This is a genomic window from Actinacidiphila yeochonensis CN732 (assembly GCF_000745345.1).
Classification (GTDB): Bacteria; Actinomycetota; Actinomycetes; order Streptomycetales; family Streptomycetaceae; genus Actinacidiphila; species Actinacidiphila yeochonensis.
The window spans coordinates 478,204-493,771 of sequence record NZ_JQNR01000003.1; the positions used below are offsets into that span (position 1 = coordinate 478,204).

The following is a 15,568-nucleotide window of genomic DNA, read 5'->3' on the forward strand; positions in this document are numbered from 1 at the left end:
CAGTTTGCGTTGACGCCCACCGAGTCGTCAGCCTAGATTGACAGCCATGGACATCACCGCCGTCATGAACGCGGAGGACCCCGCCGTCGGCCTGCGGGCCGTGGGCGCGCTGCACCGGCTCGCGGAACAGGTCGAGGCGGCCCATGTGGCGCTGGCCCGGCGCGAGGGCTGGTCGTGGGAGCAGATCGGGGACGCCCTCGGGGTGTCCCGCCAGTCGGTGCACGCCAAGTACGGGAAGTGAGGCCGCCATGCCGGAGACCACCACAGCGCCCGGGCTCAAGGCCGTGATCGCGCTCGCCCGGCAGGAGGCCGAGCGGCGCGGCGACCGCCGCGTCGGCACCGACCACCTGCTGCTCGCCCTGTTGCACGACTCCTCGCGGCCGTGTCCCCAGGTGCTGGACGCCACGCCCGCGCAGGGCCGGGCGGCGCTGGACGAGCTGGACCGCGCGGCGCTGGCCGCGATCGGCGTCCACCTGGGCGAGCCGGTCGCCGCGCCGCCCGCGCTCGTCCGCGACCACCGCCGGCTCCCGCTCAACTCCTCGGTGCGGGCGGCAATGGTGCGGGCGAAGCGGACCGCGGAGGGCGAGCGCGGAGGGCGGCGGGTCCAGCCGCGCCACCTCCTGCTGGCCCTCCTCGCCGCGGGCCGCCCCGACCCGGCGGCGGAGCTGCTGACCGCCCTGGGCGTCGACCCGGTGCGGGTACGCGACCGGCTCGACGCGGTCTGACCCGGCCGGACCGGCACGGCAGCCGCCAGCACCAGCCGCGGCCCCCAGCCGTCGGCCCGAACCCGTCAGGGCGCCGGACCGCCGGGCTCAGCACTCCGGGCCGACGTGTCCGGCCCGACGTGTCCGGGCCGACGTGTCCGGGCTGCCGCCCGCCCGCCTCCGGTCAGGAAGCGCGCACGTCGATGAGCACCTTGCCGACGGCGCCGTCGCGCACCGCCTCGTGCGCCTGCGCGGTCCGCTCCAGCGGGAAGCGGTGGTAGGGCAGGCCCGCCTCGGGGCCGCCGCGCAGCGCGCCCGCGGCCACCGCCTCGGTCACCGCGGCCGCGCCGAGGTCCTTCGCGGCGGCCGGGACGGTGTAGAGCAGCAGGCCCTGCCAGCGCAGGTTCGCCACCATGGACGGCCGGACGGGCGCGGTGAAGGTGTCCTGGTCGTTGGCGTAGAAGGCGATCAGGGCGCCGTTCGCGGCCACCTTGGCGTTGAGGTCGGCGTTGGCGCCCGGGGCGACCTCGACCACGATGTGGACGCCGTCGGGGACGATCCCCCGGATCTCGGCCGCGGCGTCCTGCCGGCGGTAGTCGACCACGTGGTGGGCGCCCGCCGCGGTGGCCAGTGCCGCCTTCTCGGGGCCGCTGACCGTGCTGATCACCGTGGCACCGGCCCAACGGGCCAGCTGGATGGCCGCGTTGCCGACCGCGCCGGCGCCGCCCGCCACCAGGACGACACGGCCGGACAGGGCGCCCGGAGCGAGCCGGTGCGGGCCGCCGTCCGCGAGGGTCAGGGCGCGGTGCGCGGTGAGCGCGGGCACGCCGAGGCCGGCGCCCAGGTCGAAGGAGGCGCCCTCGGGCAGCTCGACGGCCTGCCGGGAGGGCACGGTGGTGTACTCCTGAGCGGTGCCGTGGGGGCGCTGGTAGGCGGACTCGAAGAGCCAGACGCGCTGCCCGACCCGTTCGGCCGGCACGCCCTCGCCCACCGCGTCGATCACGCCCGCGCCGTCCTGGTTCGGCACCTGGTGGCCGGTGGGCGGGGTGCCCTCGCGGGACTTCCAGTCCGTGGGGTTGACGGCCGAGACCTCGACCCGGACCCGGACCTCGCCCGCGCCGGGCTCGGGTACGGGACGCTCGGTGAGCGTGAGGACTTCGGGACCGCCGTTGCTGGTGTAAGTGATCGCCTTCATGACTACCAGAAGCTACTCCGGGAGCGTGTTTCTTCCCGGAACCGGCGCTCCCGCGGCGGTGCCGCCGACCCGCCGCCGAACCGGGCGCCCGCCCCCCGAGCGCCCGAACCCGGGCGCCCGACCGCTTCAGCGTGCCGCGCCCAGCGCCTGCTCCGCCGCCGCGAGGATCTCGGTCACCCGCAGCCCGAACCGGACGTCGCAGGGGTGCGGCCCGGGTGCGGAGAGCGCGTCCAGGGCCCGCGCCATCGACGCGTCCGGCGGGCCCGCGATCCCCATCGGGTAGGCGGCCACGCCGTGCGCGCCGCGGAACTCGACGGCGACGCCCGCGGCCTCGGGCGGCGCGCTCAGGGTGAGCGCGGCGGTGCTGGAGGCGCCGCTGTCGTGCCGCAGCGTCAGGTGGACCAGGTCGCCCGGGCCGGCCGCCGCGCGCACCTCCGTGGCGTCGCCGAGGACCGGCAGCAGCACGGACAGCGCGTGCGGGCCGACGTCCCACAGGCCGCCCTTCTCCCGGCGCCAGGGGGAGGCGGCGTAGGGGCTGGCGGAGCCGGCGCCGAAGACCGAGCCGTACCAGTCGGCCCGGCCGGTCAGCCAGTCGCCGGCGGCCGCCTGCTGCTCGATCCACCGGGCCGGGCCCGGGTCGAAGCGCAGCGTGAAGAAGACCGCCGAGCGCACGCCGGCCGCCTCGACCGCCTCGGCCACCGCGCGGGCGTCGGCCACGGTGGCCGCGAGCGGCTTGTCCAGCAGCAGGTGGCGCCCGGCGCGGGCGGCGCGGGCCGCGAACTCCGCCTGGAGGTGCGGCGGGAGGGCGACGGCGACGGTGTCCACGTCGGCGATCAGCGCGTCGGCGTCGGCGTAGGCGCGGGTGCCGAACTCCTCGGCCAGCTGGGCCGCGGCGTCGGGGCGGCGCCCCCACACCCCGGCGAACTCGACCCCCGGGTGGGCGGCGAGGGCGGGCGCGTGGGTGCGGCGCGCCCAGGGGCCGGTGCCCAGGAGGCCGACTCGGAGCGTCATGCTTCCTCGGCGGGTCGGTCGTACCTCACGTACGTCTCGCGGTCCAGCTCCCTGACGTCCACGGAGAGCTGGAGTTCGGCCCCCGGCGTGGCGCCCACGCTCTTGCGCAGCAGGCCGAGCACGGCCTCGCCGAGCTCCCGCCTGGCCTCCGGGGTGCGTCCGTGGAGGATGCCGATCTCCACGTGCACCATGGAGTAGGCGTCGGAGCCGTCAGCGATGTACGTCTCGGCCAGCGGCAGGAAGCGGGTCTTGCACCCGCCGGCGCGCCCGCCGACGATCTCCACCAGCGCGCCGTGCAGGCCCTCGGCGAACCCGCGCCGGTCGAAGACGCCTGCGACCTTCTCGTCGTACTCAACCCTTATGTGCGGCATTCCGCGACCCTATCCGCCCGGCCGGACGGGCGCACACCGTCGGCCGGCGGCGCCTTGGCGGCCTGGTCACGGGGGCGGCGGACGCGTTCGGCCACCTCCCCGTCACCGTCCGTCCGCACTCGGCGGAGTCCGCGCCGGCCCGGTCCCGCGCCCCTGTGCGTCAGGTTGACTCGTGGGGACAGAGTGGCTGGTCAGCGACCCAGTTCACGTGTGGTTAACACAGGGGCAACGGTCGGGAAAAAGGCCGCTGGAAAAGTGTGCTCCGGCCCGATCAGAGCAGCTCGGGACACCCGCACCCGCACCCGCTCGTTCGTTGAGGATGGCCCCCGTGACGTACAAGGCCGAGTACATCTGGATCGACGGCACCAAGCCGACCGCCAAGCTGCGCTCGAAGACGAGGATTCTCGCCGACGGCGCCGAGCTGCCGACGTGGGGCTTCGACGGGTCCAGCACCAACCAGGCCAAGGGCCACGCCTCCGACCGCGTGCTGAAGCCGGTCGCGGACTACCCGGACCCGATCCGGGGCGGGAACGACCGCCTGGTGCTGTGCGAGGTCTACAACATCGACGGCACCCCGCACGAGTCGAACCAGCGGGCCGCGCTGCGTGAGGTCGCGGAGCGCTTCGCCGACCAGGAGTCGCTGTTCGGCATCGAGCAGGAGTACACGTTCTTCCAGGGCTCGCGCCCCCTCGGCTTCCCGGAGAACGGCTTCCCGGCTCCCCAGGGCGGCTACTACTGCGGCGTCGGCGCGGACGAGATCTTCGGCCGCCCGATCGTGGAGAAGCACCTGGAGAACTGCCTGGCCGCGGGCCTGGGCATCTCCGGCATCAACGCCGAGGTCATGCCCGGCCAGTGGGAGTTCCAGGTCGGCCCGCTCAGCCCGCTGGAGGTCTCCGACCAGCTGTGGGTGGCGCGCTGGCTGCTCTACCGCACGGCCGAGGACTTCGGCGTGTCGGCGACCCTGGACCCGAAGCCGGCCAAGGGCGACTGGAACGGCGCGGGCGCGCACACCAACTTCTCCACCAGGAAGATGCGCGAGAGCTACGACGCCATCATCGAGGCCGCCGAGGCGCTCGGCCGCGACGACAAGCCGCTGGAGCACATCCGCCACTACGGCGCCGGCGTCGAGGCCCGCCTGACCGGCGCGCACGAGACCGCCCCGTGGAACAAGTACAGCTACGGCGTCTCCGACCGCGGCGCCTCCGTCCGCATCCCGTGGCAGGTCGAGGTGGAGCAGAAGGGCTACATCGAGGACCGCCGCCCGAACGCGAACGTCGACCCGTACGTCGTCACCCGGCTGATCGTCGACACCTGCGGCGCGGCGCTGGAGAAGGCCGGCCTGGTCTGACCCACCGACCCGCGGTACGGACCCCGGCGGGGTCCGGCAGCGGCCCGGCAGAAGGCCCGGTAACGGAGTCGAGCACCGAGGGCGCCGCCCGTCCCCCGAGGACGGGCGGCGCCCCTGCGTTTCCCGGCCCAGCAGCGCTCGCACGCCGCTCGGGCCCCTCACGCCTTTCACGCGTTTCACGGGTTTCACGCTTTCGGGTGGTCGCCGTCCGGGTGACCATCCCCACGGCGACTCGTTTGACGGGGCGTGAACACGCAAGCCGCACCCGCAGCGACCACATCCGGCGGCACGGCGGTGCCCGTTTCGGTCGAAGAGGCCGAGGCGGCACTCGTCGAGCACTATCCGCGGCTGGTCCGGCTGGCCTACGCCGCGCTGCCGGCCGGCCAGGGCCGGCACCAGCGCACCCTGGCCGCCCACCGGCTCGTGCAGCGCGCGCTGCCGAAGGCGGCCGGCGAGGCGCGCGGCGGGGCGTACGGCCTGCTGCGCCAGCGGGTGCTGGCGGCGGCGTTCGCCGTCGAGGAGCAGGGCCGGCTGCGCGAGGCCCTGGACGAGCTGCGGCCGCCGTGGGCGCTGGGCCTGCGGATGGTGCCCCGGCCCGCCTCCGCCCCCGCGCAGGAGCCGGCGCTGCTGCGCGCGCTGGCCGCCCTCTCCCCCGAGGCGCGCGCCGCCCACGTGCTGCTCACCGCCGAGGGCCTGGGCGAGCCGGAGGCGCGCACGGTGCTGGACGCCGCGGGCGCGCACGATCCGCGCGAAGCGATCCGGGAGGCCGGCCAGCTGCCGGTGCCGCGGCCCGGCGGCCCCGGGACGGCGGAGCCGGGGCGGCCGCCCGCGTCCGTGGAACCCGACGCCTGCGTCGTCCAGTTGCGCCCCACCGGCCTGCTGCGGCGGCGCCGGCGCGGCCGGATCGCCGGGGTGGCCGTGGCCGTGGCGGCGGCCGGCGCGGTGGTGGCCGCGCTCACCGCGGGCGGCGGTTCGCCCCAGTCCTACACGGCGTCCGGCGCGCCCGGCACGGACCCGCACGCGCTCGACCCGGCGTCGCTGGTGCGGGCGCCGGCCGGGCAGTGGAAGGCCACCACGCGGATGGACTTCTCGGCGTGGCCGGCCCGCGGCGACCGCGTCCACGACACCGCGCTGCTCGGCCGGGCGCTCGCGGTGTGGGCGTCCCCCGGCTCGCAGGTGGACGTCAGCGCCACCCCGGGCACCTCGCGCGGCGCCCCGGGCCAGGCGCCGCAGCTGCTCTTCGCCGGGGACGAGGACGCCGCCACGGTGGTGCTCTTCTACGACGGCAGCCGACTGGTGCGCTACGCCCAGCCGCGGCACGGCGCGGGCCGGGCGGCGCTGGACTTCGCTCAGGCCGGCGACGCCGACGCGGCCACCTCCTCGGCTGTCCTGGTGGACCGGGTGGACGGCAACGCCCGTTTCCTGACGGCGCCTTGGGTGACGGGGGCACGCACCCGCGACCTGCTGCGGCCGGACCAGGCGGCGGCGCCGCTGAGCCGCTCGGCCGACGGCGTCACCGGCCCCGTGCCCATGCCCGGCGCGAGCGAGGTGGCCAGTGGCAGCGCGGCGTGCGGCAGCACGTGGCCGGCGATGCAGCTGGGCACCTCCTCGCGCATCCCCGGCGGGGGTGCCACGCTGCTGACCGACCTCGGCGACCTGGTACCGGTGCGCCTGGCCTACTCCTCGCCGAACAGCGCCGGCCCCACCTCGTCCGCCGGCGGGGCCACCGGGTCGCGGGCGCTGGAGAGCTGGGCGCACAGCGCCTGCCGGCTGGGCCAGCTGCGCGGCCAGGGCATGAAGTCCGTGGACGACTGGGAGTTCGCCCGTACGCAGCTGCCCGGTGAGGCGGGCGAGGCGTCGTGGACCTGCGCCCGGGCCGACACCTGGCGCGGACCGGGTGTGGCCTTCGTGCAGTTCGTCCCGCCGGGCCTGAAGGCGGGGGCGCTGGGCACGCTGGCCGGGCAGCAGGTGAACGGCAACGCGTGCAGCGCGTACGACCCGCACGTCATGGCAGGCGTGATGTGGAAGGCCCCCGACGCCACCTGGTACGTGCTGGCCGCCGCCAGCAAGGGCACCACCGACCTCACGGCGGTCAACGGTGTGAACGCCTCGGTGCGGGGGGCGTTCCTGGCCGCCCCGGCGTCGCGCGGCACTCGGGCGACGCTCAGCGGCCACCTCGCCGACGGCACCCCGCTCAGCCCGCTGAGCGACGACTGACATCCGCGGGAGCGTCGGCCGCACACCATCGCCCGTCCGACGGAGCGCGGCGCCTGGCGCGAGGGACCAACCCCCCGCGCCGGGCGCCGCGTTCAGTCGGAGGACGACTCGGAGGACGGCTCGGACAACGCGTCGGACGACGGCTCGGACGGCAGGGTCAGGCTCATGGTGACGTGGTCGGCGTCCCGGGCGACGTCCAGCCACCCCTGGCGCGCGTAGAAGGCGCGGGCGCGGGCGTTGGGGGCGGCGACGTCGAGCCGGACCGTGGCCAGCTTCGCGGCCTGCCACACGGCGACGCACGCCCGGTGCAGCGCGGTACCGGTGCCGGTGCGCCACACTTCGGGGTCGATGTGGAAGTGGAAGAGCCGGTCGCCCTCGTGGCGGGCGCCGAGCACGGCGAAGCCGACGACGTGGTCCACCTCCCGGGTGGCGCACAGCACCGTCAGCTCCCGGGAGGCGATCGCCTCGGCCGTCTCGACCCGCTGGCGCTCCAGCACCTCCGGCCCGCTGAGCCCCTCGCCCGGTATGTGCCCCGCGAGGGTCGTCGCGCGGGCCCGGGCGTGGACGCCACAGATCGCGTCCAGGTCGTCGAGGGCGGCCGGGCGGATCGACACGGGCGGGGTGTTCATGGGTACATGGACGCACCGCCCGGCCCGAAGGTTCCCCCGAATCGTCCCGGAGTGACCCGTCTCACGCCCCGGAACGCCACATTCCCCCCATCGGTCCACCACCTTTCCCCCACGTTCTCCCCACCTGTACCTTGCCTGTCCCTTGCCTGTACATGACCCTCCGTGTACCTCTCCGGGTACCTCTCCGTGCACCCGCCACCCCCCTCGCGGGCGCCCCCTGAGCGAGCGCCAGGTGACGGCGGTTCCACAGGTGGACCCGGACCACGCACCCCGCACTCCTCGGTGAACGCGTTCCGTCAAACGCAACTGACGAGACGTCGGACGTCGACGGCTCCGAACTCCGCACCCGTGCGCGGCTGTCCGCATGGGCGTACGACCGGACGGGTCCCGCACGGGTCACGGATGAAGGATCTTGCGGAAAGTTGCTTGCAGCTTCTTTCGCAAAGCCTTGCACCGCTGTTACGTTCCTCCCCAGCCCGCGCCGGAGCCGGCCCCAGGACGGGGGTCCGGCGGGCCGGTCGCCGGGGCCATGGGCACTTCCCTCATCAAGGAGTCAGGTATGCGACGCGGCATATCCGCCGTGGCGATGGCCGCGGCCATCATCCTCGGGGCCACCGCCTGCGGTGGCGGCGGCAGTGACAGCGGCAGCGGAGGCGCGGGCGGCGGCACGGCGGCGGACCCCGCCACGGTCACGGGCGCCATCACCTACTGGGACACCTCCGACGCGAAGAACGAGGCGCCCGCCTACCAGGCCCTGGTCAAGCAGTTCGAGGCGAAGTACCCGAAGATCAAGGTGACTTACCAGAACGTGGACTTCACCACCGTCGAGCAGAAGTTCAAGGCGGCGGCGCAGAGCGGCAAGGGCGCCCCCGACGTCGTCCGCACCGACGTCGGGCTGATCCCCGAGTACGCCTCGCTGCACTACATCGCGCCGCTGGACGGCACCGCCGCCCTCCAGGACACCTCCGACTTCGTGGCCGGCCCGATGGACACCACGAAGTACGAGGGGAAGACGTACGGCGTGCCGTCGGTCACCGACACGCTGGGGCTGCTGTACAACAAGGCGGTCTTCGCGAAGGCGGGCATCGCCGAGCCCCCCGCCACCTGGGAGGAGATGATCGCCGACGCGGCGCTGGTGAAGCAGAAGGTGCCCGGCGTCACCGGCACGTACGTCAACCCGGACGCGTACTTCCTGCTGCCGTACCTCTTCGGTGAGGGCGCCGACCTGGCCGACCCGGCGGCGAAGAAGGTCACCGTCAACTCGCCGGCCGCCGTGAAGGCGGTGACGGAGGCGAAGAAGGTGTATGACACCTCGTCGATGAAGGTCGACTTCGCCAACGCCTACGACAACATGCAGACGTCCTTCAAGACCGGCAAGGTCGCGATGCTGGTCCAGGGCCCCTGGTCGGTGGGGGACGACCTGACCGGACCGGCCTTCAAGGACGCGTCCAACCTCGGGTACGCGCCGGTGCCGGCCGGCTCCTCCGGCAAGGCGCTGGCGCCCACCGGCGGCCACGACCTCGCCGTCTACCAGGGTTCGCGGAACCTCGACGCGGCCTACCTGTTCGCCGGCTTCATGACCTCCTCGGCCGCGCAGGCGCAGATCTCGGAGCGGAACGGCACGCTGCCGACGCGGACGTCCGCCTACACCGCGAAGGTGCTCCGGAACCCGACCATCGCCGGGTTCCGGCCGATCATGGACAGCGCTCGGCCCCGGGTCGCGCTGCCGCAGGTGGGCAGCCTGTTCACGCCGCTCCAGCAGCAGTACATCAAGATCCTCCAGGGCGGTACCCCGGTCCAGGCCGGACTGGACGCGGCGGCGAAGCAGTTCGGCCGGCTGCTGCCGGGCTATTCGGTGAGCTAGCGCCATGGTCGGCGGGCGCGTTCAGCGCGAAGGCGCGCCCGTCACCGAGGCACGCCCGCCCCGAAGGCATGCGCCCGCCCCGAAGGCGCGCGACCGTCCCGAAGACGCGCGACCGTCCCGGAAGCGCCCCCGGGCGCGCGCCCGTCCCGAACGTCCGCTGGAACCAGCCGAGGAGAGCTCAGGAGCGATGTCCACCGCCACCGTCGACGAATCCGCCCCGCACCCGGCCGATCCGGGCCGCGGCCGGACCGGGTCCGGAGTGCCCGCCCGGGTGCTGCCGGCCCTGCGCCGGGCGTGGGACCGCCACTGGTACGCCTGGGCCATGGTCGCCCCGGTCGTGATCGTGCTCGGCGTCCTCGTGCTGTACCCGCTGGGGTACGGCGCCTACCTGTCGCTCACCGACGCCGACGAGCGCAACGTCGCGCAGAACATCGGCCCGATCCACATCCCGGCCTCCTACCGCTTCGTCGGCGCGCACAACTACTGGCAGGTCCTCTCCGGCCAGGACGGCGCCTTCTACCCGCGCCTGGAGTGGACGGTGCTGTGGACGGTGGCCTGCGTCGCCGTCACCTACTCCGTCGGGCTGGCCATGGCGGTGCTGCTCAACCGGCCGATGCGGTTCCGGCTCTTCTACCGGATCGCGCTGGTGCTGCCGTGGGCGGTGCCGGCCTTCGTGGGCGTGTTCGCCTGGCGGCTGATGTTCAACTCGCAGTACGGCGTGCTCAACCGCCTCATCACGGCGGTCGGGCTGCCCGCGCAGGACTGGCTCGGCACACCGGGCGCGCAGAAGGCGGCGGTGATCCTGGTCAACGTCTGGTGCGGGGTGCCGTTCATGATGGTCGCCCTCCTCGGCGGCCTCCAGGCGATCCCGGGCGAGCTCCACGAGGCCGCCGAGATGGACGGCGCCACGCCCTGGCAGCGGTTCCGCGCCGTCACGGTGCCGGGGCTGCGGCCGGTGACCACCACGGTGGTGCTGCTGAGCACGCTGTGGACGTTCAACATGTTCCCGATCATCTACCTGCTGCTGGGCAACAACACCACCGGCGACACCGACATCCTCGTCACCCACGCCTACGAACTCGCCTTCGGCGGGGGCGCCGCCGACTACGCCGGCTCGGCCACCTACGGGATCGTCATCCTCATGATCCTCGTGGCGTTCTCCACCTTCTACCGCCGCCGGATCAGGCCGCAGGACTAGGAGCCGTCACCCCATGACCGCGACCACCACCTCCCCCACTCCGTCCCCTGCGCGCTCCGGACCGCTCGCCCGACGGCGCGGCGAACGTGCCGTCCGGGCCCGCGGGCGCGGGCAGCGCGGAACCGCCGCCTCGATCGGGCTGCACGCCGCGCTGCTGACGGCCAGCGCCGTCGCCGTCTTCCCCGTGCTGTGGATCCTGTTCATCTCGCTGGGCCCGAGCAGCGCCTGGCAGCAGCCGCACGAGGTGATGCACCACCTCGGCCTGGGCAACTACCGGTACGTGCTGCTGCACAGCCACTTCCCGCGCTGGCTGTTCAACTCCGTGGTGGTCGCCGCCGCCACCACCGTGCTGGGCGTGCTGACCGCGGCCAGCGCCGGGTACGCCGTGTCCCGGATGCGCTTCCCGGGGCAGCGCCCCCTGATGTGGCTCTTCCTGGTCACCCAGATGTTCCCGGTGGCCGTGCTGATCGTGCCGCTGTACAACCTGATGGTCCGGCTGGGCCTGCTCGACACCTACGTCGGGCTGGTGCTGGTCTACTGCACCATCTCGGTGCCGTTCTGCGCCTGGATGCTCAAGGGGTACTTCGACACGATCCCCCGCGAGATCGACGAGGCCGGCCGGGTCGACGGGCTCAGCCCGTTCGGCACCTTCTGGCGGCTGGTGATGCCGCTGGCCAAGCCCGGACTGGCCGTCACCGCCTTCTACAGCTTCCTGACGGCGTGGGGCGAGGTCGCCTACTCCAACCAGTTCATGCGCGACCCGCACATCACCGTGGCGGTGGGCATCCGCACCTTCGCCGCCGACGAGCGCGCCGACTGGGGCAGCCTCACCGCCGCGTCGGTGGTCATCGCGATACCCGCGGCGATCGTCTTCATCCTCGTCCAGAAGCACCTGGTGACCGGGCTGACCGCGGGCGGCACCAAGGGCTGACCGCCCCGACGCCCGCCGCCGTACGGGCGCGGCCGACCGCGCCCCCCGGTCCTCGAACCGCCCCGGCCCTCCGCCACTCCCCCGCACGAACAAGGGAACCCATGAGCCAGCACCTCACCGACGCGCCCGCCGCCCCCGCCCCCGCGCCCCTCCCGGCCGCGGCCGACGCGCCGCCACGCACCGCCGACGAGAGCGGCGACTGGTGGCGCGGCGCCGTCATCTACCAGGTGTACCCGCGCAGTTTCGCCGACGCGAACGGGGACGGCATGGGCGACCTGCCCGGGGTCACCTCGCGCCTGCCCTACCTGCGCGACCTCGGCGTGGACGCGGTGTGGGTGTCCCCCTTCTACGCCTCGCCGCAGGCGGACGCCGGGTACGACGTCGCCGACTACCGGGCCGTGGACCCGATGTTCGGCACCCTGGGCGACGCCGACGACCTCGTACGGACCGCGCACGGGCTGGGCCTGCGGGTGATCGTCGACGTGGTGCCCAACCACTGCTCGGACCGGCACGAGTGGTTCACCCGGGCGCTGCGCGAGGGCCCCGGCTCGCCGCTGCGGGACCGCTTCCACTTCCGCCCCGGCACCGGCGCGCAGGGCGAACTGCCCCCGAACGACTGGGAGTCGATCTTCGGCGGCCCGGCCTGGACCCGGACCACCGACCCGGACGGCACCCCGGGCGAGTGGTACCTGCACCTGTTCGCACCGGAGCAGCCCGACTTCGACTGGGACCACCCGGCGGTGCGGGACGAGTTCCGCTCGGTGCTGCGCTTCTGGCTGGACCTGGGCGTGGACGGCTTCCGGATCGACGTGGCGCACGGCCTGGTGAAGGCCGCGGGACTGCCGGACGTCGGCCACGCCGGCCAGTTGGCGCTGCTCGGCAACGCGCCGATGCCGTACTTCGACCAGGACGGCGTGCACGAGGTCTACCGCGGCTGGCGGCGCGTCCTCGACGAGTACGCGGACGGCCCGGGCGGGGCCCGGATCGGGGTGGCCGAGGCGTGGACGCCGACGGTCGAGCGGGCCGCGATGTACCTGCGCCCCGACGAGCTGCACCAGGCGTTCAACTTCGAGTACCTGTCGGCGCCGTGGGACGCGGCGGTGCTGCGGGCGGTGGTGGACCGCTCGCTGTCGGCGATGGGCGCGGTGGGCGCCCCGGCGACGTGGGTGCTCTCCAACCACGACGTGACCCGGCACGCGACCCGGTTCGGCAACCCGCCCGGCGCGGGCACGCAGCTGCGCGACCCGGGCGACCGGGAGCTGGGCCTGCGCAGGGCCCGGGCGGCCACGCTGCTGATGCTGGCGCTGCCCGGCTCGGCGTACCTGTACCAGGGCGAGGAGCTGGGCCTGCCCGACGTGACCGACCTGCCGGACGAGGCGCGCCAGGACCCGTCGTTCTTCCGCGCGGCCGGCCAGGACGGCTTCCGCGACGGCTGCCGGGTGCCGATCCCGTGGTCGGGCTCCGCGGCGCCGTACGGGTTCGGGCCGGTGCCGGGCGGCCCGAGCTGGCTGCCGCAGCCGGCCGCGTGGGCCGGGCTCAGCGTCGAGGCGCAGACCGGCGACCCGTCCTCCACGCTGGAGCTGTACCGGGCGGCCCTGGCGCTGCGCCGCGCCCACCCGGCGCTGGGCGCGGCGCCCGGCCTGACCTGGCTGGACGCGCCCGAGGGCGTGCTGGCCTTCCGCCGGGACGCGCCGGGCGGGGGCCTCGTCTGCACGGTCAACCTCACGGCGGACGGGGTCGAGGTGGCGCGGCCGGGCCGGCTGCTGCTGTCCAGCGCGGGCCCGGTGGCGGACGCGGCGGGCACGGCGGGCACGACTGCCCCGGTGGACACAGCGGACGCGGCGAACACAGTGGCCGCAATGAGCGCAGGGAACGCGGGGACCGCAGGGGACACGGCCGAGGGCGGTTCCGCCGGAACGGTGCTGCTCGCGCCGGACACCGCGATCTGGTGGGCGATCTGACATGGCGGTGCTTCGTCGCCTAGCATCCGGTGCTGTGACCGCGCGGCTCGCTGACATCGCAGCCCAGGCGGGGGTCAGCGAGGCGACGGTGAGCCGCGTGCTCAACGGCAAGCCTGGGGTCTCGGCGACCACCCGCGAGTCCGTGCTGGCCGCACTCGACGTGCTGGGCTACGAACGGCCGGTGCGGCTGCGGCAGCGCAGCGCCGGGCTGGTCGGGCTGATCACCCCCGAACTGGCCAACCCCATATTCCCGGCGATGGCGCAGGTCATCGGCCAGGCACTGACCCGGCAGGGCTACACCCCGGTGCTGGCCACCCAGTCGCCCGGCGGCTCCACCGAGGACGAGCTGGTGGAGATGCTGGTGGAGCGCGGGGTGGCCGGCATCATCTTCGCCTCCGGCCTGCACGCGGACTCCACCGCCGACACCGGCCGGTACGCCCGGCTGCGCGGCCAGGGCGTGCCGTTCGTGCTGATCAACGGCTACTCCGACGCGATCGACGCGCCGTTCGTCTCGCCGGACGACCGGGCCGCGGTCCGGCTGGCCGTCACCCACCTGGCGGCGCAGGGGCACCGCCGGATCGGCCTGGCGGTCGGGCAGAAGCGTTTCGTCCCGGTGCAGCGCAAGGTCGAGGGCTTCCTCGCCTCGATGGGCGAGGTGCTCGGGGTGCCGGAGCCGGCGGCCCGGGAGCTGGTGCAGCACTCGCTGTACACACTGGAGGGCGGGCAGGCGGCGGCCGGCGCGCTGCTCGCGGCGGGCTGCACGGCGATCGTGTGCGCGTCCGACATGATGGCGCTGGGCGCGATCCGGGCGGCCCGGCAGCGGGGGCTGTCGGTGCCGGCGCAGGTGTCGGTGGTCGGGTACGACGACTCGCCGCTGATCGCCTTCACCGACCCGCCGCTGACCACCGTCCGGCAGCCGGTGCCGGCCATGTGCCAGGCGGCGGTGAACACCCTGCTGGAGGAGATCGGCGGCACGGCCGCCCCGCGCAGCGAGTTCGTCTTCATGCCGGAGCTGGTGGTGCGCGGCTCCACCGGCGCGGCCCCGGCCGCTCCCGACCCGGCCACGCCCCTGGGCGGCCGGGCGTAGCGGACCCGACACGCGGGGTGGCCGTCGGGGCGGTCGTGCCGCTGCCGGAGCGGGTGGCTCTGGCAGACTGGTGTCCTATGGGGGAACCGACCTCGAAGACGATGCACGGCACCCAGCAGGCGGGCGCGGGCTCCTCCGGGGCCGCGGGGCCCACCGGGGCCACGCGGGCCGACGCCGCCTCCGGTTCCGCCTTCTCGCCGCAGGCGCTGCTGCGGAGGCTGCGCACGCCCCGCCCGCCCCGGCTGTGGTTCGAGATCGTGCTCATCGGGTTCAGCTACTGGCTCTACTCGCTGATCCGCAACGCGGTACCGGAGCAGCGGGAGACCGCGCTGCGGCACGCACGGGACGTCTGGCGCCTGGAGCGGGCCCTCGGTCTGGGCGTCGAACACTCCGTCAACCACGCGATCAACCACGTGACATGGCTGATCGTCGGCATGAACTACTACTACGCCACCCTGCACTTCGTCATCACCATCGCGGTCCTGGTGTGGCTGTACCTCTGCCACCCGAAGCGGTACGCGGCGCCCCGGCTGGCGCTGTTCGTGACGACCTGGCTGGCGCTGATCGGCTTCTGGGCGTTCCCGCTGGCGCCGCCTCGACTGATGACCGGCGGCGGCTTCGTCGACACCGTGCAGGTGCACCACACCTGGGGCTCGCTCTCCTCGGGCGACCTCTCCCAGGTGTCGAACCAGTACGCGGCCATGCCGTCCATGCACATCGGCTGGTCGCTGTGGTGCGCCTTCACCGTCATCTCGCTGTCCGGACGGCTGTGGGTGCGGGTACTCGCGGGCGCCTACCCGGCCGTCACGCTCGTCGTGATCGTCGCCACCGGCAACCACTTCTGGGCCGACGCGGTGGGCGGCGCGGTCTGCCTGGCCGCCGGCTACGGCGCGGTGTACCTGCTGTACGGGCGGTGGGCCTACCGGCTGCCTGCGGACGTACCCGCCCTCGACGGCTCCCGCCGCTCCCGGCGCTCCCGCCCTTCCCGCGGTGCCGGGGCCTGAGCCGTCGGTCCGCTGACGGCCGACGGCCCGCCCCCCTGCGCGCCGCCG

The 15,568-nt window shown here is 74.5% G+C and carries 14 protein-coding genes; 10 read left to right on the forward strand and 4 right to left on the reverse strand.

Annotation, left to right across the window (positions count from 1 at the left end):
• Positions 1-46 precede the first annotated feature (46 nt).
• A complete protein-coding gene (locus tag BS72_RS03545; RefSeq protein WP_037906307.1) occupies positions 47-241 on the forward strand; it encodes a helix-turn-helix domain-containing protein in 195 nt (64 codons plus the stop codon).
• Positions 242-248: 7 nt separating this feature from the next.
• Positions 249-725: a Clp protease N-terminal domain-containing protein gene (locus tag BS72_RS03550; RefSeq protein ID WP_037906309.1), complete on the forward strand. Its 477-nt coding sequence runs from the start codon at positions 249-251 to the stop codon at positions 723-725.
• A gap of 163 nt (positions 726-888) precedes the next feature.
• Here BS72_RS03550 and BS72_RS03555 read toward each other — a convergent pair whose 3' ends face one another.
• The 3 genes from BS72_RS03555 to BS72_RS03565 form a co-directional block, all read right to left on the reverse strand.
• Positions 889-1,899, reverse strand: coding sequence for an NADPH:quinone reductase (locus BS72_RS03555; protein WP_037906311.1), 1,011 nt, complete (start codon positions 1,897-1,899; stop codon positions 889-891).
• A 126-nt stretch (positions 1,900-2,025) separates the two neighbouring features.
• On the reverse strand, positions 2,026-2,910 hold the full coding sequence (locus BS72_RS03560) for a Gfo/Idh/MocA family protein (protein ID WP_037906313.1): 885 nt from the start codon (positions 2,908-2,910) through the stop codon (positions 2,026-2,028).
• Complete coding sequence (locus BS72_RS03565; protein ID WP_037906316.1) at positions 2,907-3,281, reverse strand: 5-carboxymethyl-2-hydroxymuconate Delta-isomerase; 375 nt, start codon at positions 3,279-3,281, stop codon at positions 2,907-2,909. Before BS72_RS03565 ends, BS72_RS03560 begins: the two co-directional genes overlap by 4 nt.
• Before the next feature lie 328 nt (positions 3,282-3,609).
• Here BS72_RS03565 and glnII point away from each other — a divergent pair, with 328 nt between their 5' ends.
• Both glnII and BS72_RS03575 read left to right on the forward strand, forming a co-directional pair.
• Positions 3,610-4,629 carry a glutamine synthetase gene (glnII, locus tag BS72_RS03570; protein ID WP_037906318.1) on the forward strand — a complete coding sequence of 340 codons (1,020 nt, stop codon included), beginning with the start codon at positions 3,610-3,612 and terminating at the stop codon, positions 4,627-4,629.
• Positions 4,630-4,923: 294 nt separating this feature from the next.
• On the forward strand, positions 4,924-6,846 hold the full coding sequence (locus BS72_RS03575; protein WP_051950610.1) for a hypothetical protein: 1,923 nt from the start codon (positions 4,924-4,926) through the stop codon (positions 6,844-6,846).
• 92 nt (positions 6,847-6,938) lie between these two features.
• Here the strand turns inward: BS72_RS03575 and BS72_RS36255 are convergent, their stop codons facing one another.
• Positions 6,939-7,475, reverse strand: coding sequence for a GNAT family N-acetyltransferase (locus BS72_RS36255; RefSeq protein WP_051950611.1), 537 nt, complete (start codon positions 7,473-7,475; stop codon positions 6,939-6,941).
• Positions 7,476-8,034: 559 nt separating this feature from the next.
• Between BS72_RS36255 and BS72_RS03585 the strand changes: the two genes are divergently transcribed.
• The 6 genes from BS72_RS03585 (at position 8,035) to BS72_RS03610 (ending at position 15,520) form a co-directional block, all read left to right on the forward strand.
• Positions 8,035-9,339: an extracellular solute-binding protein gene (locus BS72_RS03585; protein WP_037906323.1), complete on the forward strand. Its 1,305-nt coding sequence runs from the start codon at positions 8,035-8,037 to the stop codon at positions 9,337-9,339.
• 187 nt (positions 9,340-9,526) lie between these two features.
• Positions 9,527-10,537 carry a carbohydrate ABC transporter permease gene (locus BS72_RS03590; protein ID WP_078900976.1) on the forward strand — a complete coding sequence of 337 codons (1,011 nt, stop codon included), beginning with the start codon at positions 9,527-9,529 and terminating at the stop codon, positions 10,535-10,537.
• A 13-nt stretch (positions 10,538-10,550) separates the two neighbouring features.
• Complete coding sequence (locus tag BS72_RS03595; RefSeq protein ID WP_037906325.1) at positions 10,551-11,468, forward strand: sugar ABC transporter permease; 918 nt, start codon at positions 10,551-10,553, stop codon at positions 11,466-11,468.
• Between the two features lie 101 nt (positions 11,469-11,569).
• Positions 11,570-13,429: a glycoside hydrolase family 13 protein gene (locus BS72_RS03600; protein WP_078900977.1), complete on the forward strand. Its 1,860-nt coding sequence runs from the start codon at positions 11,570-11,572 to the stop codon at positions 13,427-13,429.
• Between the two features lie 34 nt (positions 13,430-13,463).
• Positions 13,464-14,516: a LacI family DNA-binding transcriptional regulator gene (locus BS72_RS03605; protein WP_265736771.1), complete on the forward strand. Its 1,053-nt coding sequence runs from the start codon at positions 13,464-13,466 to the stop codon at positions 14,514-14,516.
• Positions 14,517-14,593: 77 nt separating this feature from the next.
• Complete coding sequence (locus BS72_RS03610; RefSeq protein WP_051950613.1) at positions 14,594-15,520, forward strand: phosphatase PAP2 family protein; 927 nt, start codon at positions 14,594-14,596, stop codon at positions 15,518-15,520.
• The last annotated feature ends 48 nt before the right edge of the window (positions 15,521-15,568 follow it).